20 protein-coding genes are annotated in these 26516 nt (G+C 64.4%); 5 read left to right on the forward strand and 15 right to left on the reverse strand.

The window, feature by feature from the left end:
- Positions 1 to 112: 112 nt before the first annotated feature.
- Together ACNAOU_RS17755 and ACNAOU_RS17760 are read right to left on the reverse strand one after the other, a co-directional pair.
- Positions 113 to 1261 carry a 3-deoxy-7-phosphoheptulonate synthase gene (locus tag ACNAOU_RS17755; protein WP_039242783.1) on the reverse strand — a complete coding sequence of 383 codons (1149 nt, stop codon included), beginning with the start codon at positions 1259 to 1261 and terminating at the stop codon, positions 113 to 115.
- 219 nt (positions 1262 to 1480) lie between these two features.
- Entirely contained in the window at positions 1481 to 2500 is a 1020-nt protein-coding gene (locus ACNAOU_RS17760) for an acetylxylan esterase (protein WP_422757389.1), read from the reverse strand.
- Positions 2501 to 2711: 211 nt separating this feature from the next.
- Here ACNAOU_RS17760 and ACNAOU_RS17765 point away from each other — a divergent pair, with 211 nt between their 5' ends.
- Positions 2712 to 4790, forward strand: coding sequence for a DUF6807 family protein (locus ACNAOU_RS17765; protein ID WP_422757390.1), 2079 nt, complete (start codon positions 2712 to 2714; stop codon positions 4788 to 4790).
- Here ACNAOU_RS17765 and ACNAOU_RS17770 read toward each other — a convergent pair.
- The 5 genes from ACNAOU_RS17770 to ACNAOU_RS17790 all read right to left on the reverse strand — a co-directional run bounded on the left by ACNAOU_RS17770 (position 4741) and on the right by ACNAOU_RS17790 (position 10007).
- Positions 4741 to 6042, reverse strand: coding sequence for an MFS transporter (locus ACNAOU_RS17770; protein WP_422757391.1), 1302 nt, complete (start codon positions 6040 to 6042; stop codon positions 4741 to 4743). The genes ACNAOU_RS17765 and ACNAOU_RS17770 overlap by 50 nt on opposite strands.
- Before the next feature lie 96 nt (positions 6043 to 6138).
- Entirely contained in the window at positions 6139 to 6789 is a 651-nt protein-coding gene (locus tag ACNAOU_RS17775; RefSeq protein WP_422757392.1) for a Poxvirus protein I5, read from the reverse strand.
- 13 nt (positions 6790 to 6802) lie between these two features.
- A complete protein-coding gene (locus ACNAOU_RS17780; RefSeq protein WP_018776990.1) occupies positions 6803 to 7720 on the reverse strand; it encodes a carbohydrate ABC transporter permease in 918 nt (305 codons plus the stop codon).
- The gene (locus ACNAOU_RS17785) at positions 7717 to 8667 is read right to left on the reverse strand and encodes a carbohydrate ABC transporter permease (protein ID WP_354627068.1); all 951 of its coding nucleotides are present in this window, start codon (positions 8665 to 8667) and stop codon (positions 7717 to 7719) included. Before ACNAOU_RS17785 ends, ACNAOU_RS17780 begins: the two co-directional genes overlap by 4 nt.
- A 50-nt stretch (positions 8668 to 8717) precedes the next feature.
- Positions 8718 to 10007 (reverse strand): ABC transporter substrate-binding protein, encoded by a 1290-nt coding sequence (locus ACNAOU_RS17790; RefSeq protein ID WP_018776992.1) that lies wholly within the window; start codon positions 10005 to 10007, stop codon positions 8718 to 8720.
- Between the two features lie 194 nt (positions 10008 to 10201).
- Between ACNAOU_RS17790 and ACNAOU_RS17795 the strand changes: the two genes are divergently transcribed.
- The gene (locus ACNAOU_RS17795) at positions 10202 to 12220 is read left to right on the forward strand and encodes a beta-galactosidase (protein ID WP_422757393.1); all 2019 of its coding nucleotides are present in this window, start codon (positions 10202 to 10204) and stop codon (positions 12218 to 12220) included.
- Between the two features lie 74 nt (positions 12221 to 12294).
- On the opposite strand, the gene ACNAOU_RS17800 is transcribed toward ACNAOU_RS17795, so the two are convergent.
- From ACNAOU_RS17800 to ACNAOU_RS17810, 3 genes are all read right to left on the reverse strand, one after another.
- Complete coding sequence (locus tag ACNAOU_RS17800; RefSeq protein ID WP_055971174.1) at positions 12295 to 13671, reverse strand: ABC transporter substrate-binding protein; 1377 nt, start codon at positions 13669 to 13671, stop codon at positions 12295 to 12297.
- A 184-nt stretch (positions 13672 to 13855) separates the two neighbouring features.
- Positions 13856 to 14788, reverse strand: a complete 933-nt coding sequence (locus tag ACNAOU_RS17805) for a carbohydrate ABC transporter permease (protein WP_018776995.1) — start codon at positions 14786 to 14788, stop codon at positions 13856 to 13858.
- Positions 14781 to 15725 carry a carbohydrate ABC transporter permease gene (locus ACNAOU_RS17810; RefSeq protein WP_026267057.1) on the reverse strand — a complete coding sequence of 315 codons (945 nt, stop codon included), beginning with the start codon at positions 15723 to 15725 and terminating at the stop codon, positions 14781 to 14783. The genes ACNAOU_RS17805 and ACNAOU_RS17810 overlap by 8 nt, the downstream gene beginning before the upstream one ends.
- Before the next feature lie 372 nt (positions 15726 to 16097).
- Between ACNAOU_RS17810 and ACNAOU_RS17815 the strand changes: the two genes are divergently transcribed.
- The 3 genes from ACNAOU_RS17815 to ACNAOU_RS17825 are packed head-to-tail and all read left to right on the forward strand — an operon-like array spanning position 16098 to position 20451.
- Positions 16098 to 17303, forward strand: coding sequence for a dienelactone hydrolase family protein (locus ACNAOU_RS17815; protein ID WP_422757395.1), 1206 nt, complete (start codon positions 16098 to 16100; stop codon positions 17301 to 17303).
- On the forward strand, positions 17300 to 19348 hold the full coding sequence (locus ACNAOU_RS17820; protein ID WP_422757396.1) for a DUF6807 family protein: 2049 nt from the start codon (positions 17300 to 17302) through the stop codon (positions 19346 to 19348). The genes ACNAOU_RS17815 and ACNAOU_RS17820 overlap by 4 nt, the downstream gene beginning before the upstream one ends.
- The gene (locus ACNAOU_RS17825; protein WP_422757397.1) at positions 19345 to 20451 is read left to right on the forward strand and encodes a M24 family metallopeptidase; all 1107 of its coding nucleotides are present in this window, start codon (positions 19345 to 19347) and stop codon (positions 20449 to 20451) included. Before ACNAOU_RS17820 ends, ACNAOU_RS17825 begins: the two co-directional genes overlap by 4 nt.
- A gap of 97 nt (positions 20452 to 20548) precedes the next feature.
- Here the strand turns inward: ACNAOU_RS17825 and ACNAOU_RS17830 are convergent, their stop codons facing one another.
- Genes ACNAOU_RS17830 through ACNAOU_RS17850 form a run of 5 tightly spaced genes read right to left on the reverse strand, consistent with a single transcriptional unit; the run spans position 20549 to position 26476 of the window.
- Positions 20549 to 22000, reverse strand: coding sequence for an aldehyde dehydrogenase (NADP(+)) (locus ACNAOU_RS17830; RefSeq protein WP_422757398.1), 1452 nt, complete (start codon positions 21998 to 22000; stop codon positions 20549 to 20551).
- On the reverse strand, positions 21981 to 23135 hold the full coding sequence (locus tag ACNAOU_RS17835) for a mandelate racemase/muconate lactonizing enzyme family protein (RefSeq protein ID WP_422757399.1): 1155 nt from the start codon (positions 23133 to 23135) through the stop codon (positions 21981 to 21983). Before ACNAOU_RS17835 ends, ACNAOU_RS17830 begins: the two co-directional genes overlap by 20 nt.
- Positions 23135 to 24040, reverse strand: coding sequence for a 5-dehydro-4-deoxyglucarate dehydratase (locus tag ACNAOU_RS17840; protein WP_018777002.1), 906 nt, complete (start codon positions 24038 to 24040; stop codon positions 23135 to 23137). Before ACNAOU_RS17840 ends, ACNAOU_RS17835 begins: the two co-directional genes overlap by 1 nt.
- On the reverse strand, positions 24037 to 25032 hold the full coding sequence (locus ACNAOU_RS17845) for an NAD-dependent epimerase/dehydratase family protein (RefSeq protein WP_422757400.1): 996 nt from the start codon (positions 25030 to 25032) through the stop codon (positions 24037 to 24039). The genes ACNAOU_RS17840 and ACNAOU_RS17845 overlap by 4 nt, the downstream gene beginning before the upstream one ends.
- 31 nt (positions 25033 to 25063) lie before the next feature.
- Complete coding sequence (locus ACNAOU_RS17850) at positions 25064 to 26476, reverse strand: Gfo/Idh/MocA family protein (protein WP_422757401.1); 1413 nt, start codon at positions 26474 to 26476, stop codon at positions 25064 to 25066.
- Positions 26477 to 26516 lie beyond the last annotated feature (40 nt).

Genomic DNA, 26516 nt, shown 5'->3' on the forward strand with positions numbered 1-26516 from the left:
CTAGGACACCCCCAGGAAACGGTGTGACGATGCTGAGCCATCAAACAACCATGTGCTAGATACTCTAGAGGCTGATGGGGCCTATGTGAAAGCCTTTCGACGAAGTGGGATACTACTCCCCCGAGACTTCCCGGCGCTTCCGGGCTGAGGCCGCGAGCTGCTCCAGCACCGAAGCGGTGACATCCCATTCCATGCAGGCATCAGTAACGCTCTGGCCGTACACGAGCTCCTGTTCACCGGCCAACTGCTTGGCAACATCCAGGTTCTGCGCACCGCCCACCAGGAAGCTCTCCAGCATGATGCCGGCAATCGGGGAGGAAGCACCTGCTTCGAGCTGGGCTCCGATCTCCAGGGCAACCTCTGCCTGGCGGTGGTGGCTCTTGCCGCTGTTGGCATGGCTCGCATCAACGATCAAGCGCGGGTTGAGTCCCTTGGCCGCCAGTTTGGCGGAAGCCGCTGCTACATCGTCCTGCGAGTAGTTCGGTCCCTTGCGTCCGCCGCGGAGAATCACGTGCGTGTCCGGATTGCCGGAGGTCGCCACGAGGGCCGCCCGGCCGTCGTCGTCGATTCCCAGGAAGGCCTGTTCAGCGGCCGAGGCGCCGCAAGCGTCGATGGCAACCTGGAGGTCGCCGTCGGTACCGTTCTTGAAGCCGATCGGCATGGACAGGCCCGAGGCGAGCTGGCGGTGGATTTGGCTCTCGGTGGTGCGGGCACCGATGGCACCCCACGAGACCAGGTCAGCCATGTACTGCGGGCTGATGGGCTCCAGGAATTCGGTGGCTGTGGGCAGGCCCAGGGCGGTGACCTGCTTCAGGAAACCGCGGGCGGCACGAAGGCCTGCAGCGATGTCGTGGCTGCCGTCCAGGTGGGGATCGTTGATGAGCCCCTTCCATCCGACGGTGGTGCGCGGCTTTTCGAAGTACGTACGCATCACGATCAGCAGGTCTTCCTTGTGCTTCTCGGCCTGGCTGACCAAGCGGCGGGCGTATTCAAGTCCGGCTTTGGGATCGTGGATGGAGCAGGGTCCCACGATCACCAGCAGGCGGTCGTCGACGCCGTCCATGATGGCGCGGACCTGGTCACGGCCACGGTCGACGACGGCTGCTGAGCGGGCGTCCAGCGGCAATTCGGCGATGAGGTCCTGCGGGGCCGGAAGGGGCTCGAAGCGGGCAACCCGCAGGTTGGAGGTGGCGGGCTGCGCGGCGTCCGTAGCGGCTGCGGAATCGAGCGCTTCGATGGATTCGGGGGCGGTGCTGGTCATGTCTGGGTCCTGTCCGGGATACGGAGCGGGCCCCTTTTCAGAACCCGCCGGATATGGCGAAGGGCAGAGAATCATCTCTGCCCTGTTGGCTCTGAAGGAAAGTTGGATGCGTGTCAGTTAGACGCGGGCCCCTCCAGAGCCAACGAAAAATACGCATACCAACGGTTTGTCATAGCCACACCATAACCGCGCCCGATCAAACCCGGCAAATCGTGTTCATCATGATGACAAAAGTTTGCGCAGGAACTGCAACTGCTTGATCCAGTGGTGTTCCTGGCCGCCTTCATGGTTGTTGAAGCGGTACACCTCGATGTCCTTGGCGGGCCTGCTGCCCTTTGCCCGGGAATCAGCGCCGTAGTTGTTGTAGCTCGCGAATACCGTGGACGGCGGGCAGATATCGTCCATTTGGGCTGCTGAGAACAGCGCCGGGACGCTTGCCGCCCGGCCAAGGTGGACGCCGTCGAAGTAGTTGAGCACCGCCAGCATGGGCTCGTAACGGTCGCGGTGGCGGCCCAGGAAACCGGCGATCTCCGGGTACGGACCACGCGGGGCGATGTCGATGGCGCGCGGGAAGTCCTGCAGGAAGGGGACGTCGGGCAGCGCGGCGATGACGCCGTCGAGCCTTCCGGCCGTCAGCCCGGCAGCCGCCACAGTGATGCCGCCGCCTTGGCTTATGCCGGTGAGGACCACCGCGGAAGGGTCGACGGCGGGATGGTTCTGTGCCGCCTCTACCGCGCGGAAGGCGTCGACGTAGACCCGGCGGAAGTAGTAGTTGTCCTGGTGGTCGGCACCGCGGGTCATCAGGCCCGCATAGTTGACCTCGCCGGCTGACGGGTGGGGATCCGGGGTATCCCCGGCGACACCGCCGTAGCCCTGCCCTCGGGTGTCCATGATGAAGTGCGCATAGCCGGCCTGCGCCCAGCGGGTGTTCTGGTTGACCAGGCCGCGACCGCCCGAGTAGCCGATGTATTCCACCACTACGGGTAGCTGCTGCCCGGCCTCAAGGTGGGCGGGCACGTGCAGCCAGCCTCTGATCCGGTCTCCCCCGAAGCCGGAGAACGTGACATCGAACGTGTCGATCACGCTGAGGTAGTTGTCCACCGGTTCGAACACTGCATCGAGCGGAACCGTGCGGGCTTCGGCGATGGTCCGGTCCCAGAATTGATCCAGGTCGGCCGGCGGGAGCGCTGGTGAGACGTACTCGCGGAGTTGCTCGAGGGGGAGGTCAAAGAGAGGCATGAGGACATCCTACGTCATGGTTTTGAGGGCGACGCCACAGGGCAAAGCCGGTCATTTTGAATCGTTACATTTCTACGTACACCGCGCTACACTGATCTGTAACTACCATTGGAAAGCGCTTGCTAAGTAGAGTCTTAGCCAGCACAGTACACCGTAAAGACTCCGACGACGACGTCACGCGCCTTCGTTGCAGCCCCAGCAGAGGAGAGCCATGGACACCCCATCTTTCGAGCCCGCCATGGGTTCGAGGCCCTTGCAGAGCACATCGGGAACCACGCCGGTACGGGCACGGGTTGCTTTGGTAGGAGTCCATGGATTCGGCACTCACCACCTCCACAACCTTGAGCGGCTCGCCGCCGATGGAATGGTGGAACTTGTTGCGGTGGCAGACCCCAATCCCCCTGCTGCAGGAGGCCTGCCGGGTACCACGGCGGTCCACAGCACACTGGATGAACTGCTTGCCGCGGACCACCGCCCGGACATCATCATCGTGGCAACACCCATCCAGACCCACGCACCCCTGGCACTGTCCGTACTGGCCTCCCATGCGGACCTCTACCTGGAAAAGCCCCCTGTGGCGTCCATGGCGGATTTCCTGCGGCTCCAGGAAGCGGCATCCGCCACCGGCCGGAGTGTCCAGGTGGGGTTCCAAAGCCTTGGCTCGCACGCCCTGGCCGCACTGGAACAACTGGCGGTCGGCAACTCCACGGCGGACTTCCCCGGCATTGGCACCCTCAAGGGAATCACGGCGACCGGGCGTTGGGTCCGGGACCGGGCCTACTACAAACGCTCGCGCTGGGCCGGAAAGCGCAGCCTGGATGGCGTCGACGTGGTGGACGGCGTGGCTACCAACCCCTTGGCCCATGCGATCGCGACGGCCCTGCGCATCGCCGGGGCACGCGAACCACATGACCTGGCCTCGGTGGAAACCGACCTGTACCGCGCGAACGACATTGAAGCCGACGACACCTCCGTGATCCGCCTCCGGACCCTCGGCGGCCTACCGATAACCTGCGCCCTCACCCTCTGCTCGGCCGAATCAGTGGAACCATACATCACGCTGCAGGGCACTAATGGAACAGCTGTCTTCCACTACACCGAGGACCGCGTGGCCGTCACCACGGAGGCGGGCGAAAGCAGCCGTGTCTTCCGGCGCGACGACCTCACCGGGAACCTGATAGAGCACCTGGCCACCGGCGTACCGCTGATCAGTCCACTCCAGCACAGCGGTGCGTTCATGCGTGTTGTGGAAGCCATCCGCACTGCGGAACCGCCCCAGCCGATCTCGCCGGACTTCGTGGAGTGGGTGGGTACAGGCCAGCAGGCCCATGCGGTGATTCCGGGCATCCAGGACGCCGTGGAACGTGCGACGCATGCCCACGCAACCTTCGCCGAATTGGGCCTACCCTGGGCACGACAGGCAACGACGAACACCGAACCGCTGTTCGCGAACGGACCGTCCGACACCGTCCTTCGGAACGGGAGCGGCCTCGAATCCTGGCTCTCGCCCCGCCCCTACCTGCACCCCGTCAGCACCCCGTCCGGGACAGTGGTGACGGACCATCTTCCGTCGGACCACGTCTGGCACCTGGGGGCTGGTTTCGCTCTGCAGGACGTCAACGGGAGCAATTTCTGGGGAGGTCGAAGCTACCGGCGGAGCGCCGGAAAGTACGTGGACCTGATGGACCACGGCCGGATCGAGATCGCCGCTGCTGCCCGCGCTGCCGACCACACCGCATTGGACCTCGACTGGTTCGGTTCGGACGGCAGCCTCCTCCTCCAGGAACGCCGGACCTTCGAACGGACCTCCATCACCGCCCGCACGTGGCGACTGGACATCCGGACCCGGCTCACCGCCGTCGTCGACGCCTCGCTGGGGAGCCCGGGATCGCATGGTGCCCCCGGCAGCGGCTACGGCGGATTCTTTTGGCGGCTTCCGGCAAACGCCTCGCCGCGCGTCTTTTCCTCCACAGCCGACGGCGAATCCGCCGTGCACGGCTCGGTTTCGCCCTGGTTGGCCTGGGCGGGAGAGTTCGACGCCGGCCCTGCCACCTTGGTGTTCGCCGCACCCCGGGAGTCGGCGGACCCATGGTTCGTCAGGTGCGGGGGCTACCCGGCCGTTGGCTCGGCTCTGGCTTGGGATGAGTCCGTCGAGTTGGCTGCCGGTGAGACGCTGACGCGGACCAACTCCGTCTGGATCAGTGACGGCTTGCTGGATCCACGGGAGATCGAGGACTTGGTTACGGCTGGACGCGACGACGCCCTGAGCCCCACATCAGGAGGCCAATGACCACGGCGGAAGCCATGCCCAGGGCACCGGTCACCACCAGACCGGTCCGCACGCCGAAGTCTTCGGTGAGCCACCCCGCCAGCAGCCCGCCCAACGCATGGCCACCCAGTAGCAGCGGAAAGTAGAGCGCCAGGACCCGGCCCCGGACATGCGCGCCGGCCTCAAGCTGCACGGCAGTGGCCGCGCTGGTGAGGAAGACGAGCGTCATGAAGCCAACCACCACGAGCATGGCCACGAACCATTCCTGCGTTGGCATCACGGCGGCGATCGCTTGTGTCAACCCAAAAAGGCCTGCGCTGGCCACGATTCCTTTCCGGCCAAAGCGCTTGATCCGGGTAGCCACCAGCGCCCCGGCCAACGCGCCGAGGGCACTGACGGTGTTGAACAAACCGAAGCCCGCGGGACCGCTGTGCCAGACCCGGTCGGCGAAGGCGGCCAGAACCACAGGACCGTTCATTCCGAAGGCACCCAGCAAGCCTGCCAGCAGCATGGTGAGGAGGAGTCGTGGGCGGGCACGGACGAAGTGGAATCCAGCCAATACCCGGCCTTTTCGGGCCGTAGGATCCGGCACCACCGGCGAGTGATGGAGTTCCCCGGGCCTGATGGCTGCGATCATCACCAGGACCGCTACGCCAAGGCAGGCATTGGCCGCGAACGCCGCCGCCGGGCCTGCCTGGGCAATGACAACGCCTGCCAGCGCGGGTCCGGCCATGGCCCCCAGTTGGCCGATGGCGCTGTTCAGTCCGATGGCCGCCGGCAACCCGGCGTCGCCCACTACTTCGTTGACGAAAACCTGCCGTGCGGGGCCGTCAATGGCGCTGGTTACTCCCAGTGCGATGCACGCGGCGTACACAACCCAGACGTCGCTGCCTCCCATCGCGTTCCAGACAGCGAGCCCGGCAGCCAGGGCAGCGGCCACCGATTGGCAAATAACGAGAATGCGGCGTTTGGGGAATAGGTCCACCAGGACACCGCTGACCGGGCCCACCACCAGCATGGGCAAGAATTGGAGCGCGACGGCAAGACCCACGGCGGCCGGGCTGCCCGTGAGCTGGAGAACCAGCCAGTCCTGCGCCAAACGCTGCATCCAGACCCCGCCGCTGCCCACTAATGAGAGGGCCACAAAGATCCGGTAGTTGTGGTGCCGCAACGGATAGTGCCAGGTCTCGACCGAGCGGGCCCGTGGGCTTGCAAGCTGAGTGGGGGTGGATCGACGTGGAAAAAGGCGCGGTGGAAAGGGGCGCGGCGACACTGGGGGTCTGCTCGATTCAGCTGGGTCGGTGGGGAGTTTTTGTACAGCTGATGCCTTTAAGAAGGCTTCTTAAGGGCATCAGCTGTACAAAAACTCCTAGTGGTGGGAGCGGATTTTGACGGCCGCAGCGGCCAGGACCAGGGTTCCGGGGACAATGACGAACAAGGCTTGCAACATCCAGACGAACACCACTGCCATGAACACGGACGCGAGCAGCAGCAGTGAGCCGCTCCAGTCACGGAGCGAATCAGCCTTGGCGCTGGAGTAGGCAGCAGCCCAGCGCTGTGGTCCGGGGACGTCGGCGGGGTGCCGGTCGGCGTCGCCGTCCCAGGTCACTCCCCCGCTCCAATTCGCGACGATCCGAAGGAACAGCACGGCGCCGGCCGCAGCCAGGATCAGCGTGGCGGGCAGGATGACTGCCCGGCCGGGCAGTTGGCCCACCAGGGCGAGCAGCAGGTTCAGGACGAGAACGACGGCGGCTGCCGCCGTCGTGGCTCCGATCTTCCAGCTGCCGGGCAGCGCACGGCGGAAATTCCCCCACAGGCTGCGGAGCGAATCGTCCCTGCCGCTGAGGTGCCTCTCCAGGTGTGCGACGCCGGCCGCGTAGGCAGCCGGCGCCGTCACCAAGGGGATGGACAGGAGGAGCACGATGACTCCCGCCAGGATGGTCTCGGCGAAGAGGGCGAAGCGGTTGACCGGAATCCCGGGCTTCGGCGAGGACTTGCCAGTGGCGTCCATGGTGCTCATTTCTGTCTCTCCCCTAGCCCTTGAGGCCTTGTGTTGAAACGCCTTCGACGATGTAGCGCTGGAAGACCAGGAAGAAGACCAGCACGGGCAGGAGGGCCAGGACCGACATGGCGATCATCGCTCCGTAGTCCGATGACTGGGTCTGGTCCACAAAGAGCCGCAATGCCAACGGCAGCGGGTACTTCTCGGGTGTGTTCAAGTAGAGCAGCGGCCCCAGGAAGTCGTTCCAGCTCCAGATGAAGGAGAAGATCGACGTGGAAATCAGGGCCGGTTTCATGAGCGGGAGCATGATGGAACCGAAGATGCGGACGTGTCCTGCGCCGTCAATGCGCGCTGCTTCGTCCAGTTCGGCCGGCAGTCCGCGCATGAACTGGACCATGAGGAACACGAAGAACGCATCCGCTGCCAGGAACTTGCCGATCAGCAAGGGCACGTAGGTGTCTACGAGGCCCAGCTGCTGGAACACGATGTACTGCGGAATGATCACCACGTGGAAAGGCAGTAGCAGGGTGGCGATCATCATGCCGAAGAACAGTCCGCGGCCGGGGAAGTTGATCCGGGCGAAGGCGTAGGCGGAGATGGACGCTGAAAGGACCGTTCCAACCACGGCGCCGACGGCCAGGATCAGCGAGTTGGTGAAGAACGTCAGTGTGGAGACCCCGCCGATGCCTTCCATGGCCGTGGCGAAGTTGTCGAAGCTGAAGTTGTTCGACCACAACGCGTTGTTCGCGCCGCCGATTTCGGAGTTCGGTTTGAAGGCGGAAGTGATCATCCACAGGGCAGGGTAGAGAACCATGGCCACCAGTGCCAGGGCAATAATGTGGAAGATGGCGCTCTTGATCCGCTTGGCCATGACGGATTCGGACTTCGGGTTGTAGGCCGGCGCCGGAGTGCTTGGCGTGGATTGGATGGGCGTTGCCGTGGTTGTCATTTTGAATCACCGCTGTAGTGGACCCAGGACTTGGAGGTCTTGAAGAAGATCAGCGTGATGATGCCGACCACGATCACAAGGAGCCAGGCCATCGCCGAGGCGTAACCCATCCGGAAATCGGAGAAACCGCGCAAGTACAGGTAAAGGGTATAGAAGAGGGTGGATCCTGCCGGGCCGCCTTCACCGTTGGAGATGATGTAGGCCGAGGCGAAGATCTGGAACGCGTGGATGGTTTCCATCAGGAGGTTGAAGAAAATCACCGGGGACAGCATGGGCCAGGTGATGTTCAGGAACTTCCGGACCGGTCCGGCACCGTCCATTGACGCTGCTTCGTAAAGGTCCGTGGGGATCTGCTTGAGACCGGCGAGGAAGATCACCATGGGGGCGCCGAACTGCCACACGGTCAGCAGGATCATCATGCCCATGGTCATGTTGGGGTTGCCCACCCAGCCACCGAGGTTGATTCCGAAGAAGGACAGTCCCTGGTCCACGGGGCCGGAATCGCCGAACATGGCCTTCCAGACGATTGCGATGGACACCGATGCGCCGATCAGGGACGGGGCGTAGAACGCGGACCGGTAGAAACCCTGGCCCTTGCGTTTGCTGTTGAGCAGCATCGCGATGGCCAACGCCGCCGCGAGCTTCAGCGGGGTACCGAAGACAACGTATTGCAGGGTCACACCTACCGACTGCAGGAAGCGTTCGTCCTGGAAGAGGGTGGTGTAGTTATCGAGGCCGATCCATTTGGGGGCATCAAAGAGGTTGTAGTTGGTGAAGGAAAGGTACAGCGAGGAAATCATCGGCCCTACGGTCAAGGCGATGAATCCCAGCAGCCAGGGCAGCAGGAAGGTGTAGCCGGCGCGGGCGTCCGCCCCGCGCCGCCGCGACTTGCGCGGCTGCGAGGGAGCGGAGGCGGTGCGCCTGCTCAGGGTTGGGCTTTGAGTCACGAGATCAGTCCGTCAGTTGGGAAGCCAGGATCAGACACGGAAGGTCTGGATCAGGCGTTCTGCTTGATGAGGTCTTCGGCTTCCTTGAACCACGCATCCACTGCGCCGTCCACGGTGAGCTTTCCGTAGTTCAGGTCCTGGGTGACCCGCTTGAACGTGGACTCGAGGGTGCCGAACCCAACGATGGGCGGCTCCGGTGCGTCCTTGAGGTACTTCTCGATGGACTTCTCGTAATCGACCACGAGCTTGTCGGTGCCTTCGAAGGTGGTTCCGTCGCGCTGGGTCTTCGACGCCGGTACACCGCGGGAGGTCTTGAAGATCTGGCCGACCTCGGGATCGTTGACCATGAAGTCGATGAAGCGTGCAGCAGCGTCCTTGTACTTGGTCTTCGCGCTTGCCACCATCAACATGGACGGCTTGAGGAACAGGCCCAGGTTGTCCGGATCATCCGATGGGACCGGCACCAGCTTGAGTTCCTTGGCGCCGCTGTCCGCGAGGTACCCGGCCATGAAGTTGTCCCAGGTGACTTCGGTAGCGGTGACATTCGAACCGAACGGAGACTTGGGCAGCAGCTGGGTGGCCTTGTCTTCGCCCACAATCGCACCGGTACCGCGCAGGTCCGCGGTGAGGTTCCACCACTTCTTCAGGTCGTCTTTGGAGAAACCGAGTTTGCCTTCGTCGGTGAAGGCCTTGATGTTGTTCTGCCGCAGCCAGATGTTGAAGTTCCACCAGATGCCCGTGTAGTCGGTGCCGCCGAACAGTGTGCCGTTACCCTTGGCGCCAACCTCAGCCAGGAACGCGTTGAATTCCTTGTAGTTCCAGGAACCGTCCGGCTCCGCAATGCCCAGTGAAGCGAGCTTGGCGGGGTCGTAGTACACCGCGAAGGCGTTGGTGCTGGTGGGGATGCCGTAGGTCTTGCCGCGGATCTGGCCCGACGGAAGGAGGGACTTCTCAAAGGCGTCCGTGTTGATCTTTACGGTGCCCAGGTCCAGGAGCTGGTTCCGCTGCCCGTAATCGCGCAGATAGGACAGGTCCCACTGCATCACGTCCGGCAGGCCACCGCCGGCGGCCTCCGTAGCACGCTTCTGCCAGTAGCCCGCGAAGTCCGAGAAGTTGCCGTTGACCTTGATGTCCGGGTTCTTGGACTCAAACAACGCAATGGCCTTGCGGGTACGTTCGGCACGGTCGTCGTTGCCCCACCAGGTGTAGGTGATGGTGACGGGGTTGTCCGCGGAACCGGTCTGTCCGCTGGACGACGACGACTGGCCACAAGCGGAGAGGAACGCGGCAGATGCAGTGCCGAGAGCCACCGTGGTGAGGAATTTCCTTCTGTCGATCATGAGAGCCTCCTTGCTCAGTTGGTGCAAGCTTTCCGAGTTTCTGCAACGTGGCAGTGATCTCGCTTACACTCGTTCTGAATCGATACAATATCCTCAATGGACCATCTGGGCAAGCGTTTTCCAAAGACAGTGGGTTTCGCCCATTTCCACACACAGCTTCCATCCAAATCCGGCAACCCGAGCAAGGAGTCCCCATGACCTCCCCCGAAACACCCCACCGCCCCGACGTGTGGAGCAGCCTGGACGGCATCGCTTACGGCGGTGACTACAACCCGGAACAGTGGCCCGAGGACGTCCGTTTGGAAGACATCGGACTTATGAAGGAAGCGGGCGTCACCCTCCTCAGCGTCGGGATCTTCTCCTGGGGCCTGCTTGAACCCACCGAGGGCAACTACGATTTCGCCTGGCTGGACGATGTCATGGACAACCTCCACGGAGCCGGCATCAAGGTTGCCCTGGCCACAGCTACCGCATCACCGCCGGCATGGCTGGCCCGCAAGTACCCCGAAATCCTGCCCGTCACGGCGGAAGGAACCAGACTTGAGAGGGGCTCCCGACGCCACTACACGCCGTCGTCCGCCGTGTACCGCAGGTACGCCACCACCATGACGAGGGTCATCGCCGAACGCTATAAAGACCACCCGGCCCTGGCCCTCTGGCACGTCGACAATGAACTCGGCTGCCATGTGGGCGAGTTCCACGGCGAAGAGGACGCCGCCGCGTTCCGGGCCTGGCTCGAGCGGCGGTACGGCTCCATTGAAGAACTCAACGAATCGTGGGGAACGGCCTTCTGGTCCCAGCACTACGCGTCCTTTGACGAGATCATCCCGCCAGGTGCCGCCCCCACCACCCTGAACCCAGGGCAGCAACTTGATTTTGCCCGGTTCAATTCGTGGGTGTTCATCGACTACTACCGCGAACTGCTGGCAGTCATCCGGGAGGTCACACCTGACATTCCGGCCACCACCAACTTCATGGTGTCCAGCGCTACCAAGTCACTGGACTACTTCGACTGGTCCAAAGACATGGACGTCGTGGCAAACGACCACTACCTGGTGGCCGCCGACCCCGAGCGCCACATCGAACTGGCCTTCAGTGCCGATCTCACCCGCGCCGTGGCAGGCGGTGCGCCCTGGATCCTGATGGAGCACTCGACATCAGCGGTCAACTGGCAGCCGCACAACCAGCCCAAAATGCCCGGCGAAATGCTGCGCAACTCACTCAGCCACGTGGCCCGCGGCGCTGACGCCGTCATGTTCTTCCAGTGGCGGCAAAGCAAAGCCGGATCAGAGAAGTTCCACTCCGCCATGGTCCCCCATGGCGGACGCGAAACCCAGGTGTGGCGGAACGTCGTGGAGCTCGGAGAAGCCCTGTCCAAACTGGAACCGGTCAAGGGTTCACGGGTGGACTCCAAGGTGGCGATCGTGTTCGACTACGAGGCCTGGTGGGCTTCGGAACTGGACTCGCATCCGAGCAATTCGCTGAAGTATCTGGACACCATGCGGGCCTTCCACCGGGCACTCTACCTGCAGGGAATCAGCACCTACTTCGTCCATCCCGGCGCCGATTTGTCCGGCTACGAGCTGATCCTGGTGTGCACGTTGTACTCCGTGACAGATGCGGCAGCAGCTTCCATCGCCGCAGCCGCGGCAGGTGGAGCCACTGTCCTCATCAGCTACTTCAGCGGCATCGTGGACGAGAGGGACCATGTGCGCCTGGGTGGCTACCCCGGCGCTTTCCGGGATCTCCTGGGAATCCGCAGCGAGGAATTCCACCCGCTGTTCCCCGGCACCACCATCACCCTGAGCGACGGCACTGACGCTTCGGTCTGGAGCGAACACGTCCACGCGGAACCGGCGACACACGTGGAGGCGACGTTCACCGGCTACCCGCTGGAGGGCGTTCCGGCACTGACCCGGCGCAGCGTCGGGACGGGATCGGCGTGGTACCTCGCCACCCTCCCGGACGCCGCCGGGATTGAAGCGCTGACCGCACGACTGGTTGAAGAAGCCGGGGTGAGGCCGGTGACCGAGGCCTCCGTCGGCGTCGAGCTGTCACGCCGGCGGTCCGACGACGGCCGGACCTTCCTGTTTGCCATCAACCACAGCACCGAGGACGCCACCGTCAAGGCCGACGGCGAGGACCTCCTCAGCGGGGCCCGCTTCAGTGGAGTGGTTCCCGCCGGCGACGTCGCAGTCATCGCCGAAAGCTGACCGGCACGCAAAAGATCGTGCCCCGGACGGATCACGAATGATCAGCCCGGGGCACGGTTCCTGCTGCGACGTTGCTAACTGATGGCGGACTTCATTTCGTCCACTGCCTTCTTGCCTGCTTCTTCTGCCGAAAGCCTGTCGAACATGACTTCCGAGGTGTAGCGCTTGATGATTTCCTGGATGGCACCTGCACCCTTCGGCGGAGCCGCCGGCGCATCACCGAGCTCGTCCTTGATGGCGCTGATGAAGTCAACCACCTTGACGTCTGCCTTGGCCAGCTTGGGCGCGATAGCCTCCCGGACCTCGGAGTTCGGGTAGACGCCGCGGTCAGCGAGGAGGATCTCGCCGGCCTTGACGTTGTTGGTCAGGAAGTCGATGAACTTGGCGGCTTCTTCAGGGTGCTTGGTCCGTGAGGACGCCGACCAGAACTGTGAGGCCTTATACCAAAGCCCGGCATCGTCAGCCTTGCCCGTCTTGGACGGGAACCGGAGGATCTGGAGTTCGCCGCCCGCTGCCTTCTCAAGGGCGGGGAGCTGGTTGGACCACCAGAACGCCATACCGTTCTTGCCGGTTGCCAGCCCGCTCTGGTCGAGCGGCGCAGCTTCCGCTTCAACGATTTCCGACGCCGACGGGACTGCCTTCTTCTCGCTCATCTCCTTGAGGAATTCCCAGTAGCCCTTGATGTCATTGGGCTCGAAGCCAAGCTTGCCGTCCTGGGTGTAGAGCGACTTGCCGTTCTGTCGCAGCCAGACCCCGAGCGAAGCCTCGTCCGTGCCGTAGGCTGCGGCACCGTAAGTGCCCTTGGGAGACTTGGCGGTCACTTCGGCGGCAATGCGCTCGAAGTCTTCCCACGTCCAGGTCTTGTCGTCCGGGAGTTGGACGCCGGCTGCCTGGAAGACTGCCGGGTTCGCGAGAATTGTCGCTGCATTGATGCCGGCCGCGATGCCCGTGAGGCCCTTCTCGCCCTTGCCTGCGTTCAGCGCAGCTTCATCGAGTTTGGAGGTATCGATGTCGTACTTGGAGAGGTCGAGCAAGGCGCCTCGGGTGGAGTATTCGGTGATGTACTTTTCGTCCATCTGAATGATGTCCGGAGCGTCGTTGGCAGCGACCTGCGTCGCGAGCTTGTCCCAGTATCCGGACCAGTCGCCAAACTCAGCCTTGACGGTGATGTTGGGGTTCTCGGCTTCGAACGCCTTGATGGCTTCCTGCGTCAGCTGGGCCCTCTTGTCTCCACCCCACCAGGAGAAGCGGAGCTCCACTTTGCCGTCGGCACTCTTGGGTTCCGAACCTCCGCCACAGGCGGTAAGTGCAAGGACCGCGGCGGCCGTAGCGGCGATCAGGGCAGAGGCACGGAGCTTGCGCTTGGTGCGTTTGGCCTTGGCCACCAAGGGTCCTCCTGTTGACGTTGCTGCTGCGGGGGCGACTGCTTCACCCTCTGGATGTACGGGCACTGATGTCTCCGATCTTCGTTGATCCTGATGCGATGGAAAGACTGAGAAAGCGTTTTCTTGTTTGGTATTTATGGTACAAGTCACATTCTTGTATGACAAGATGTCATTTTGTTCGTGTCCGGGACGTCCGACGGCGGCCACTCACTCGGAGGGGGCCGCCCCCTCCGGACGGAGACCGGCACGTCTACTTGATACCGGTGGTGGCGATGCCCTTGATGAGGAACCTCTGGCCGAAGAGGAACACCAGGAAGACCGGCAGCAGGGACACGATGGACATCGCGAACAGCGATCCCCAGCTGGTGGCCGACTGCGAATCGACAAAGGCACGAAGGGCGACGGGAACTGTGAACATGTCCGGGTCCGTCAGGTAGATCAGGGCCCCGAAGAAGTCGTTCCAGGTCCAGATGAAGGTGAAGATGGTGGTGGTGGCCAAGGCCGGGACCATCAGCGGAAGGATGACCCGGAGGAAGATCCTGGGGTGCCCTGCGCCGTCAATGCGCGCTGCTTCATCAAGGTCCTTCGGAATGCCGCGGATGAACTGGACCATCAGGAACACGAAGAACGCATCCGTGGCGAGCAGCTTGGGCACAATCAGCGGCCAGAAAGTATTTACCCAGCCGATCTGCGAGAACAGGATGTACTGCGGAACGATCACCACGTGGAACGGCAGCATGATGGTCAGCAGCATGATGCCGAAGAACAGCTTCTTGCCGGTGAACTGCAGCCGGGCGAACGCATAGGCAGCCATGGAACAGGAAACCAGGTTGCCAACAATCGAGCCCAGGACCACGATCGCCGAGTTGATCATGTAATGACCGAACGGGTGGGTCAGCGCCGACCAACCATCCGTGTAGTTGCTCATTTCAAGGTTGTTCAGCCACAGTCCGGGCTCACGGAAGATGAGGTCATTCGGCCGCAGGGAAGAGATCACCATCCACAGCAGGGGGTAGATCATCACGCCGCCCACAATGATGAGGATCGCGTGCTTGATCAGGCCTTTGACGCGGGCACTGCGGCTGAAAGCCAGGCTTCCGCGGGATTCACGCCGGCGTGGGTTCTTCCCGGACTTTTCGGCGGAACCGCCATTAGCGGCGGGGAGGGTCTGGAGTTTAGTCATCGTAGAACACCCAATACTTTGAGGCGATGAAGTTGATGGCAGTGAAGACACCGATGATGACCAGCAGGAACCAGGCCATCGCTGAGGCGTAGCCCATATCAAACTGGCCGAAGCCCTTTTGGTAGAGGTACAGGGTGAAGAACATGGTGGAGTCGGACGGTCCGCCGTTGCCGCCGGAGACGATGAACGCCTGGGTGAACGACTGGAACGAACCGATGATCTGCAGCACCAGGTTGAAGAAGATGATGGGGCTCAGCATGGGCAGGGTGATCCGCCAGAACTGCTGGAGCGTGGTGGCCCCATCCACCTTGGCTGCCTCGTAGTACATCACCGGAATCTGCCGCAGCCCGGCCAGGAAGATGATCATGGGGCTGCCGAAGGTCCACACGTGGAGCAGGATGATCGAGCCGAGAGCGGTATTGGGATCCGAGATCCAGCCCGGCCCTTCTATTCCGATCATCGCCAGGACCTGGTTCACCAGACCGGTGGTGCCGAAGATCTGCTTCCAGAGGATGGCAACAGCCACGGAGCCGCCCAGCAGGGAGGGCAAGTAGAAGATGGAACGGTAGAACGGCAAACCGCGAAGGCCCTTGTCCAGGACGAGGGCGATCACCAAGGCAACCGCCAGCTGCAGAGGTACGCCGACCAGCACGTAGGTGAACGTGACCCGTAGCGAGTTGTGCAACCGGGCATCGCCGAACATTCGGACGAAGTTGTCCAGGCCCACCCATTCCGGGGGCTGGAGGAGGTTGTAGTCCGTGAAGGACAGGTAGAGCGACATGAGCATGGGCCCCACCGTGATGACCGCCAGGCCAAGCAGCCACGGAAGGAGAAAGACGTAGGCGGCCTTGTTGTCGCGCCCGTTTGCCTTCTTCTCTTCCTTGGTCATGGGGCCCTTGCGGCGCGTCATGGTTGAGAGTTCGCCAATAGCGCTCATTGCTTCCCCCTCGCCGTCCCGCGGGCGCCTTGCGGCGTCCCCGCGTATTCGTATGCGGCCATGTGGTCTCCTTTGGTCATCGTGGCCATCCACGGAGTACGAGTGTGGTTGGTGTTTGCCTGCCGGGACGTCGCCGATGCTCTGGCGCTACCCCTTCGAAGTGCCAGGATGCGGGTCCCGGTTTCAGCGGCTCCGTACCAAAGTAAACGTTTTCTTGACCCATGTACAGCCTTTTGCTAATTTTTGAGAAAGCGTTTTCTTGCGAACTCGCCCAATACGGTTTTCCACGCTGAAGAAGCCCGGCGTGCGCATTCGCATACCCTCCGCATCGACAAGGCAGGACACCATTGTTTCCCACCGACCCCGCCTGCCATGACCCGAACTGACGTGGCAGGGCCATCCACCCGCCCCACCGCGCTGGGTGGTTACGAAGACTGGCCCGTCTACCTGGCATCCCATCGCCATGAGGCGGACTCCCCGGAGCGCAGGGACCTGGCCGATATCTTGGGCGTGCCCGCAATGGCTTCGGGCATTTCGTACACGACTCACCGGGAGACGGAGCACGACGGCGTCATCACCTCTTCGCTGTCCTGGCAGTTGGGCTTCGGGCCCCGGACAGCCGCTTGGTTCGTGCGCCCTGCACAAGTTACCGGCCCGCTTCCGGCCGTGCTCGCCCTGCACTGCCATGGCGGGATCAAGTTCTACGGCGCCGAGCGATTGGTGGCCCTCCAAAATCAGCCCGGTCAGCCCGCCGGTCACGACGCCGGGATCCCGCCTCTGGAAATCCGGGCCAGTCTTTACGGCGGGCGGGCACTCGCTACGTGGCTGGCACAGCAGGGTTTCGCTGTCCTGGCCCACGACGCTTTCATGTGGGGCAGCCGCCGGTTCGTCCTGGATCCCCTGCCGCGGCGGGCGGCTACCGCAGTTGACGGCCAGCAGGCACTCTGGCGGGAGGCCGGCGTCGAACCTTCCGCGCAGCAACGCTACGACGCTGCGGCGGCGGTCCATGAGGAAACCGTGGCGAAAGCGGCGGCACTCATGGGAACCACCATTGCCGGGACCGTTGCCCACGACGATCTGGCGGCGTTGGGAATCCTCGCCACGCTGCCCGGGGTGGACCGGGACCGGATAGCCTGCCTCGGGTTTTCAGGCGGGGGCGGCCGGGCCTTGATGCTTGCTGCCCTGAGCCCTGTGATCCGCAGCTATGTGGTGACGTGCATGATGACTACCTTCGCCTCGCTGCTGCCGGCGTACCTGGATGCGCACTCGTGGTTGCTGCACTCCCCCGGCCTCGCCAAGCTCGGGGACTGGCCGGACCTGGCCACGCGGTCCCCGGCCCGGGTGCTGGTCCAGTACGCAATGGCTGATGCCCTCTTCCCCGAGCAGGGAATGCGCGACGCCCACGCCCACCTGTCCCGGCAACTGCCGCGCGGTCTTTACACCGGCAGCTTCTGGCAGGAACCACACGTTTTCACCCCGGCCATGCAGGAGGAGGCGGCAGCGTTCCTCGCCACCTCCCTGCAGCCCCGGCACCGCATCAATTCACCCTTACCGGACCGCACTAGGACAGACTCATGACCCAACCCTCAACCACCGTCACAGTGGACGCCCGCCCCCGGCTTCCCCGCATCGCATTGGTGGGTGTGCACGGCTTCGGCGAAAGGCACCTGGAAAACCTTGGGCGCCTGGGCGCTGACGGCGTCCTTGAACTGGTGGCCGTCGCCGATCCGCTGCCGCCGGCCGACGGAACTGTCGGCCCCGAAGTGGAAGTTTTCGCTTCCCTCGACGAGCTCCTCGCAGCAGGGACGGCCCCCGATGTCGTCATCGTTTCCACGCCGATCCAGACGCACGCGCCCCTGGCACTCGCTGCCCTCCAGGCCGGGGCCAATGTGTATCTGGAAAAGCCGCCCGTGGCGTCCATGGCGCAATACGAGGAAGTGATGGCAGCTGCGGCGAGCGCCGGACGACTGGTGCAAGTGGGGTTCCAGAGCCTGGGTTCAGAAGCCCTTCCCGCGATCGAAGCCCTGGTGGCATCCGGCGGAATCGGCGAGGTCCGGGGCATCAGTGCCACGGGGTTGTGGCTGCGGAACAAGGCATACTTCAAGCGTTCCCGCTGGGCGGGCAAGCGCAGCCTCAACGGAACGGACGTGGTGGACGGCGTGGCCACCAATGCCCTGGCTCACGCCGTGGCAACCGGGCTGCGACTTGCAGGTGCCCGGACCGTGGCCGATGTGCAGTCCGTGGACACGGACCTCTACAGGGCAAACGACACCGAAAGCGACGACACCTCCGTAGTCCGGGTGCGGACAACGGACGGCACTGTGCTGACCTGCGCACTGACGCTTTGCGCACCCGTACAGTCCGAGCCGTCGGTCACCGTGTTCGGCACACTGGGCCAGCTCACGCTCTCCTACACGGAAGACCGCGTGGAGATCACCACCGCAGAGGGGGTCCGGACCGAAACCTTCGGCCGTGCCGACCTGCTGGAGAACCTGTTGGGTGCACGGAGCGAAGCGGAACTGCTCAGCCCCCTCAGCGGCGCCGGCGCATACATGGCGGTCCTCGAGGCCATCCGCACTGCCGAATCGGCACGGCCGATACACCCGGACCGGGTGACATGGGAGGGCGACGGCGATGACGCCCACCCCGTAGTCCACGACATTGAATCCCTGATCCAACGGGCAGCACTGGGCCAATCAACCTTCGCGGAGCTCGGCGCTCCATGGACTGTGTCCGGTGGGCCCACGCTCGAGATCAACGGAACCCCTGTTGCGACCCTCCGGGACGGGTCCCTCATCCGGGCAACATCTTCGCCGCGTCCGTACCTCCACCCTGTGCGAACCCTGGCCGGAACCGTCGTGACCGATCACATCCCGGAGGACCACGTGTGGCACCTGGGAGCGGGCGTGGCCCTCCAGGACGTGGATGGCGTCAACTTCTGGGGAGGCAGGACCTACACCCGTGATGCCGGAGCCTATGTCTGGCGGAAGGACCACGGCAGGATCGTCCTTGATTCCGCGGAACAGGGCGACGGGTACAGGCAGGAGCAGCTGAGCTGGGTAGGACCCGACGGATCACCTGTGCTCCGCGAGCAGCGCAGGTGGCGCTGGGCCGCCGTCGGGAATTCCGCGTGGAAACTGACGCTGGACTTCACACTGGAGTCCGCCACCGGCCGTCCTGTGCTGCTGGGCAGCCCGGGTTCCAACGGGCGGCCACAGGGCGGTTACGGCGGCTTCTTCTGGCGTTTGCCGAAGGTTGGCGATGCCACCATCTGGACCCCGGAAGCCCGGGGCGAGGACGCCGTGCACGGCAGTGTTACACCGTGGCTGGCGTGGTCGGGAACTTTCGACGCCGGGACCTCCGGCGCGGCGCAGGCCACGGGCGATCCCGGGCTGGGACACCCCGCCACACTCGTCTTTCTGGCCGCTCCGCAGGCTCCGGACCCTTGGTTCGTCCGGCACGCCGGCTATCCCGGCGTCGGGCTCTCCCTGGCGTGGGACCGGCCCGTGGCGACGAAGCCCGGCCGCCCGGTCCACCGGAGAGTGACAGTACTTATCGCGGACGGGTTCCTCGCGACACAGGACATCGAACAACTCATCACCACTTTGGGGGAACAGTCATGACCATACCTACTCAATCCGCTGCGGTTCCGGCAACGACAGCTCCGGGAAACGTTGCAGACCGTGCCGTGAAGCGTCGTCGTGTCCTGGACATACTGGACAAAGCGGGCCACGACTCATTGCTGCTCACGTCCAACACCGCCCTCACCTGGTACCTGGACGGCAGCCGGGTGCACATCAGCCTGGCAGGAGACCCCATTGCGGCCCTCCTGGTGGACCGCAGCGGCGACCACCTGGTCACGTTCAACAACGAGGCCGCGCGGATAGCTGCCGAAGAATTGCCAGCGGGCGTCAGCCTGGACACTGTGCCGTGGCACGGGCAGTTGCATGCGGCAGCGGCGGCCCTGGCCCTCGACGGCAACCCGCTGGTGGAAGCAGCCGTCACCGCGGAGCTGCGGGCTGCCCGCCAGCAGTTGCTCCCCGCCGAAACAGCCCGGTACTCCGAGCTTTCGGTCGATGCGGCGCGGGCGATGACCGACGTCCTGACGGCCGCAACCCCTGAAACAACGGAATTCGAACTGGTCTCGCAGCTGGCCGCCCGCATTGTGTCAGTGGGCGCCGAGCCACTGGTCCTCCTCTGCAACGGTGCCGGCCGCAGCGACTTCCGGCATCCTCTGGCCACCCACTCTCCGATCGGCCGCCGTGCCATGGCCGTGGTGTGCGCACGCCGGAACGGCCTGGTTGCCAACGTGACCCGGTGGGTGGCTTTCGACGCGGGCACTCCTCAGGAGCTCGACGCCGAGGCCCGCATCGCAGAAGTGGAGGCCGACATTTTCCGGGCCACGGTCCCGGGAGCACGGCTCAACGAGGTCTTCACCGGGATCAAGGCAGCTTACGCCCGCCACGGATTCGGTGATGATCAGTGGACGCTTCACCACCAGGGTGGTCCCGCAGGCTACGCGGGCCGCGACCCCCGGGTCACCGCAGAGGTCACGGACACCATCGTCCTCAACCAGCCCTTCACGTGGAACCCATCCGGGCCCGGAGTGAAGATCGAGGACACCGTGCTGCTCACGGATTCCCGCCTGCGCGTCCTGACCGTAGACGAGCGGTGGCCGACCACCGACGTGGACGGCCGCCGTCGTCCCCTGACCCTGCGTCCCTGACCCGGCTTCGCTGACCCTGCGCCCCTGACCCTGCAGGTAACGCGAAAAGGGGCGGGGTCACCGTGATGGTGACCCCGCCCCTTTCGTGTTGGGTGCGTTAGCCGAGCGTCAGGACGCCGTCCACGCGCCGCGGGATCCCCAGCGGGTTGGAGTCGTGCAGCGCCGGGTGCAGCACGCTCTCCGGCGCGTCCTGGTAGGCCACGGGGCGCTGGAAGCGGCGGACTGCAGTGGCGCCCACGGACGTGAACAAGGAGGTCGTGGCCGGGTAGGGGCCGCCGTGTTGCTGGGCCCAGTTCACGGCCACCCCCGTGGGCCAACCGTCGAACAGGACCCTGCCGGCCAAAGTGCTCAGCTGCTCCACCAGTGCAGAAACGTCCTCGCCGGGTTGTGCGTGCACAGTGCCCGTGAGGCTTCCGGGAACCTTGGCGAGCGCGGCGGACAGTTCGTCCTGGGAGGTGTACTCGATCAGCAGCGTGGTGGGGCCGAAGCATTCCTCCAGCAACTCATCAGGGCGTTCCAGCACATTTGCGGCGCTGGTGGAGAACACCACAGGCGCAGCGCCGTCCGCCAGGCTGTCCTGCTCCACCGTGCCGCTGACGACGGCGACTCCCGGCTGCTCAGCAACGTTGCGCAGCCCGTCCGGATAGGCTTCCGCGATGCGCTCGGTCAGCATGGCGGCTGTCGGCTTGTCCTTGCTGGCCTCGGCAAGGTGCGATGCGAAGTCCGATCCCGCCGGGATGAACACCAGTCCGGGCTTGGTGCAGAACTGGCCGGCGCCCTGGGTAAAGGAACCTGCCAGGCCTGCCGCTAGCTGCTGACCGCGTTCGGCGAGCGCGTCCGCAGTGATGACCACCGGGTTCAAGCTGCCCAGTTCACCGTAGAACGGGATGGGCTCCGGGCGGGAGGTCGCGAGATCGAACAGCGCCCGGCCGCCGGGGATGGAGCCGGTGAAGCCTACTGCCTTGATGGCCGGGTCCTGGACCAGTGCCGTGCCGGCTTCACGTCCGCTGACCAGCGCGAAGATTCCATCCGGGGCTCCGGCCTTGGCCAGCGCCTCGGTGACGATTTCCGCGGTCCTCTGGGACAGCCGAAGGTGGCCCGAGTGTGCTTTGACGACCACCGGGCAGCCAACAGCCAGCGCGGACGCTGTATCGCCGCCCGCCACGGAGAACGCGAACGGGAAGTTCGATGCCGAGAACACGGCCACGGGACCGATCGGCCGCAGTATGCGGCGCAGGTCTGGCTTGGGCGGGGTGGCGGACGGGTCAGCGTGGTCGATGACGGCTTCGAGGTACGAGCCTTCAGTGATGACGTTGGCGAACAGGCGCAGCTGCCCGCTGGTCCTCGCCACCTCGCCCGTGAGCCGGACGGTCCCGAGGCTTGTTTCAGAGTCGGCGATTGCTACCAGTTCGGTGACGTTGGCGTCCAAAGCGTCGGCGACGGCGGTCAGCCAGGCCGCGCGTTCGGCGTCGGAAGCTGCTGCGGTCACCTTCGCCGCTGCCGTGGCTGCGGCCGTGACGGCGGTCAGGTCAAGAGTTGCTGTACGCAATGCGGTTTCCTTTGCTTTCGGGGGCTGAAGTGTCAGTGGCTTGCGTCGGCGGCCATGCCCCGGCGAACTCGAAGCCGAGACCGGGCAGGCCGGCTGAACTAAGCCTGATGGTGCCTGTCGTGTTGCTGATCCGCACCGGGGAAGGTCCGGCCAGGATCCCGAGTTGGCCGAACGAGGCATCCTCCACGTCCTCCACGCTGACCGGCTCAGCCAAGGTGAGCGCCAACTGTCCGGAGAGCTCCGGTAGCAAGTGCGGTGCCACCCTGATGCTGTGGGTGCGGGCCAACTCCACGATCCTGCGGAATGGGGTGATGCCGCCCACCCGGACAATGTTGGGCTGGATGATGTCCACGGCTTCCGCTTCGATGAAGTCACGGAAGCGGTAGATGGTGTGGACGTTCTCACCCAGGGCAATGGGAACCGGCGAGTGCTTGCGCAGGCGCCGGTATGCCCAGAGGTCGTCGGCACGAATCGGTTCTTCCAGCCACTCCAGTCCGTACTCCCCCAAAACATCCAAGGCACGGAACGTGTGGGCGAGGTCCCAACGCTGGTTGGCGTCGATCATGAGCAGCCGGTCAGGGCCGATCACCTGGCGCACTGCGGCAACGCGCTCGGCATCCTCCCTGAGCTCGGGCTTGCCCACTTTGATCTTCACCGCGTTGTGTCCGGCAGCAACCCACCGCTGGGCTTGCTCCACGAGCTGTTCCAGGGTGTAGTGCAGGTTCACTCCGGAGCCGTACACCTCCACGGATTCCTGGCGCCGGCCCAGGAGCCCCGTGACAGACGTTCCCGCCTGGCGTGCTTTCAAGTCCCACAGGGCAAGGTCCACGCCCGCCATGGCGATGGTGGTCAGCCCTCCCCCGCCCGCTTCATGCAGCCGCTTCCACAGCTGGTCCCACACAATCTCCGGGTTCGCCTCGACGCCCCGGATGAAGGGGGCGATGTCGTGGTCCAGGAGGGCCTTCACTGCCTGGGGACCGATGGTCGGTGTCCATGAGAAGCCGTGGCCCGTGCCGCCGTCGTCCGTGGTCAGTTCGGTGACAATCACGTGGTTCTCGGGCGCCTCCGCGCCCCAACTGCGTAGCAGCGGCACCGTGATCAGCCGGGTGCTGAGGCCCGTAATGCGGGCGGTCATCAGCTGCCGGCCAGCTCGTGGCCCTTGGCCAGGATGGCCTTGAGTTCCAGGAGCTGTTCCTCGCTGGGATCAACCAACGGCGGACGGACCGGGCCAACGGGCAATCCGGCGAGCCTCAGGCCGGCCTTGATAAGGGAGACGCCAAAGCCGGGGGTCTGGTCGCGCAGGCGGACCAGCGGCGCATAGAAGCCCTCAAGCAGCGCGTGACGGCGTTCTTCGTCACCTGAGATGTAGGCGTCGTAGTAGGCCTTGGCGATTTCGGGGGCCATGGCGAACGCTGCCGACGAGTACAGCGGGATGCCCAGGCCACGGTAGGCACCCTGGGTCAGTTCCGCCGTGAGGAGGCCGTTGAAGAGCGCGAAGTCCTTACGCCCGCTCGCGTTGATGGCCGAGACAATTTCCTGGGCCAGCCCCACGTCCCCGATGCCGTCCTTGAAGCCGACTACCTTCGGGTTTGCGGTGAGGCGGGTGATCGCTTCGGCCGTGAACTTCGCGGTACCGCGGTGGTAGACGATCACGGGCAGGCTGCTCGCCGCAGCGATGGCCTCAACGTAGGCCACCACGCCGTCGGTGGGGCCGGTCACCAGGTAGGGCGGGAGCACCAGGAGGGCGTCCGCGCCGGCTTCCTCGGCCACCTTGGCAGCGGCAATGGCATGGCCCAGCGGGCCGCCGGCACCGGAGACCACGGGAACGGCACCCGCAACGGCCTCGACGGCGGCAGTCACCACGGTGCGGATCTCATCGAGGGAAAGCGCATGGAACTCGCCGGTGCCGCACGCCGGGAAGACGCCGCCCGGACCGAACGGGAGCCGTGAACTGATGTGTTCCTTCAGCAGGGCAACATCAACGCTGCCGTCTTCGTCGAAGGGGGTGACGGGGAAGAACAGTACGCCGTCGAAATTCATGGTGTCTCCTTGGTTGCTCCCGCCGGGACCAGGCCGGCGGTGATCTCGTCATTGAGTGGTGCTCGGTTTGCGGCAGTGTCGGGGCCTTCGTAGGGCGGGGTGAGTTCGGTGCGCCAGGTGCGCTTCGGTTCCCAGCCCAAAAGGTCGCGGGCTTTGTCGATGGAGAACGCCGGGCTGGTGCCGGTCAAGTGTTGGGTCAGCGGGCCGCTGCCCGGCAGGAAGCGTGGGAACAGTTCCGCCAAGGGCCCTGTAGCCAGGGCATCCTTGGCGCCCACGAAGAACACCTCGCCGTTTGGGATGGAGTCCATCCTGTCCAGGAGAACGTCCAGGAAGTCGGCGACATCCCGGGCGTCCACGTAGTTGAACAGGGCCGGAGCGGACAGCGCGGGATCGTCCAGGCGTTCGCGGACTGTGTGGCCTTGCTGCGTGGGCGCTCCTTCCCATTCCTCCGGGGAGATCACGAAGCACGGACGGAAGGCCGCGTACCGGAGCTTGTCGCCCTGCGCCGCTGCGAACATCTGCACCGTTTGCTCGGCGATCAACTTGGACAGCGCGTAGGCGTTCCATGGCTTGGGCGGCGTCCGCTCGTCCAGGGGGAACGACGGCGGCAGCCACCCGGCCGGCGAGCCGTAGCCCAGGGCCGTGGGGCTGCTTGCTGTCACGATCTTCGGGACACCGGCGTCGGTGGCCGCGCTGATCACCGCGTAGGCGAGCCGCGTGTTCGTGCTGAAGATGACGTCCTCGGGTGCGCTGAAGGGTACGGCGATAGCAGCGAGGTGGATGACGGCGTCGGGCCCTGTTTCCCGGATCAGGCGTTCTGCCTCACCCGGCGCAAGAAGGTCTGCGGTGTATTGCCCGGCTCCGGCCGGCAGCTGTTCCGCCGGGATGGCGTCCCGGTCAACGGAAATCACCTCGTGGCCTGCTTCGGCGAGACCGGCCACAACGCTGCGGCCGAGCCTGCCGGAACCACCGGTGACGAAAATCCTGCTCATGATCTGTTCCTTGCGTTGGTAGGTGAACCGGTCAGGCCTGGCTGCGGCTGAGGTCAGCCCCAAGGCCAAGCTCGCTGATACGGACTGGAAGGTCTGTGTCCAGGGACTGGTTGCCGGCGATTCCCACGGACACCGAGCGAAGCCCGTCGATGTAGCCGGACGGGCGGCCCAGCGGGTCCTCGCCGGGACCGTTGAACAGGTCCGAGAGCAGCAGGTTGTCGCCGCCACCGTGACCACCCTCGCCATTGATGATGGGGACCTCGTAGGCAGCTTCCCAGTGTCGTTGGACAACCAGGCGCTCACCGTTACGGCGGACTGCGTCCTCTTCCTCGATGGGTGTCGCGCTCGGGTCAACCACAGTCTTCTTGTCGGTGCTGGACTCAACCGCGGCTCGTTCCACCACTTCGAGTTCCGCCCGGCCTTCAGTGCCGTTGACGGTGACGCGGTAGCCTTCCCACGGGCTGTGGGCGTTCAGCGAGTAGCTGAGTGTGGGGCCGCCCTGGTAGTCCACCACCAGTGCGAGGTTGTCTTCGATGGTGATGCCTTCGGTGAAGACGTCCTGGTCGCGGAGGTAGCCGTCAAACTTTTCGTTGTCGTAGTACAGGGCCTTCAGGCGTTCGTCCTCGCGCATGTCCAGACGGAAGGGGTCATGCTCGAGGCCATCAACGGTGCCACGCTCGGGACGGGAGCCCAAGCCACGCTCGGCAGCATTCTTGTCGCCGTAGAAGCGCAGGCCACCGGATGCGAACACGCGCTCGGGAACGTCGTTGATCCACCAGTTGACGAGGTCGAAGTGGTGCGAGGCCTTGTGGATCAGCAGGCCCCCGGAGTTCTTCTTTTCACGGTGCCAGCGGCGGAAGTAGTCAGCGCCGTGCACGGTGTCCAGGACCCAGCTGAAGTCGATGGACGTGACCTTGCCGATCACCCCGTTCTGGATGACTTCCTTGAGCGCGCTGTTTCGCGGCGAGTAGCGGTAGTTGAACGTGACCACCACGTTGCGGCCGGTCTTTGCGACCGCCTCCGTGATGCGGCGGCAGCCCTCAACGTCGATGGTCAGCGGCTTTTCAACCACGACGTCGGCACCGGCCTCAAGTGCCTCGACGATGTAGTCCGCGTGGGTGTAATCGGGTGTGGTGACAATGACTCGTTCGATGCCGTTGGCCTGGATGAAGCCGGTCAGCTCGCCCGGCTCGAAGGACGCCACCGGCTGTGTTCCACCGAGTTCCTTGATGAGCTCCCGATAAAAGTCCACCCGGCCCTGGTTGACGTCCGAAAGGGCAATGAGTTCGGCGACATCCTCGTGTTGTCCGTAAATGGCCCGGATGTACATTTCCGAGCGTCCGCCGGTTCCAATCAGGGCGATCCTGGTCCGTTGGCGGCTGTCTGTCCGGGTTGCCGTTTCCGCTTCCGGGGTACGGGTCTCGGCTGAGTCGACGTTGACCATGTGAATGCCCCTTTCAAAAGGCAGGAGTGAACCGTTTGAC

The sequence above is a fragment of the Paenarthrobacter sp. C1 genome, from assembly GCF_049315185.1.
Taxonomy (GTDB): domain Bacteria; phylum Actinomycetota; class Actinomycetes; order Actinomycetales; family Micrococcaceae; genus Arthrobacter; species Arthrobacter nicotinovorans.

Bases quoted from the DNA above. Each gene is read 5' to 3' on its own strand.
- ACNAOU_RS17810 (WP_026267057.1), bottom strand. From the start codon at position 15,725: ATGAGCGCTATTGGCGAACTCTCAACCATGACGCGCCGCAAGGGCCCC.
- ACNAOU_RS17835 (WP_422757399.1), bottom strand. From the start codon at position 23,135: ATGACCGCCCGCATTACGGGCCTCAGCACCCGGCTGATCACGGTGCCG.
- ACNAOU_RS17850 (WP_422757401.1), bottom strand. From the start codon at position 26,476: ATGGTCAACGTCGACTCAGCCGAGACCCGTACCCCGGAAGCGGAAACG.
- ACNAOU_RS17755 (WP_039242783.1), bottom strand. From the start codon at position 1,261: ATGACCAGCACCGCCCCCGAATCCATCGAAGCGCTCGATTCCGCAGCC.
- ACNAOU_RS17795 (WP_422757393.1), top strand. From the start codon at position 10,202: ATGACCTCCCCCGAAACACCCCACCGCCCCGACGTGTGGAGCAGCCTG.
- ACNAOU_RS17780 (WP_018776990.1), bottom strand. From the start codon at position 7,720: ATGACAACCACGGCAACGCCCATCCAATCCACGCCAAGCACTCCGGCG.
- ACNAOU_RS17805 (WP_018776995.1), bottom strand. From the start codon at position 14,788: ATGACTAAACTCCAGACCCTCCCCGCCGCTAATGGCGGTTCCGCCGAA.
- ACNAOU_RS17765 (WP_422757390.1), top strand. From the start codon at position 2,712: ATGGACACCCCATCTTTCGAGCCCGCCATGGGTTCGAGGCCCTTGCAG.
- ACNAOU_RS17815 (WP_422757395.1), top strand. From the start codon at position 16,098: ATGACCCGAACTGACGTGGCAGGGCCATCCACCCGCCCCACCGCGCTG.
- ACNAOU_RS17840 (WP_018777002.1), bottom strand. From the start codon at position 24,040: ATGAATTTCGACGGCGTACTGTTCTTCCCCGTCACCCCCTTCGACGAA.
- ACNAOU_RS17825 (WP_422757397.1), top strand. From the start codon at position 19,345: ATGACCATACCTACTCAATCCGCTGCGGTTCCGGCAACGACAGCTCCG.
- ACNAOU_RS17790 (WP_018776992.1), bottom strand. From the start codon at position 10,007: ATGATCGACAGAAGGAAATTCCTCACCACGGTGGCTCTCGGCACTGCA.
- ACNAOU_RS17760 (WP_422757389.1), bottom strand. From the start codon at position 2,500: ATGCCTCTCTTTGACCTCCCCCTCGAGCAACTCCGCGAGTACGTCTCA.
- ACNAOU_RS17775 (WP_422757392.1), bottom strand. From the start codon at position 6,789: ATGAGCACCATGGACGCCACTGGCAAGTCCTCGCCGAAGCCCGGGATT.
- ACNAOU_RS17845 (WP_422757400.1), bottom strand. From the start codon at position 25,032: ATGAGCAGGATTTTCGTCACCGGTGGTTCCGGCAGGCTCGGCCGCAGC.
- ACNAOU_RS17820 (WP_422757396.1), top strand. From the start codon at position 17,300: ATGACCCAACCCTCAACCACCGTCACAGTGGACGCCCGCCCCCGGCTT.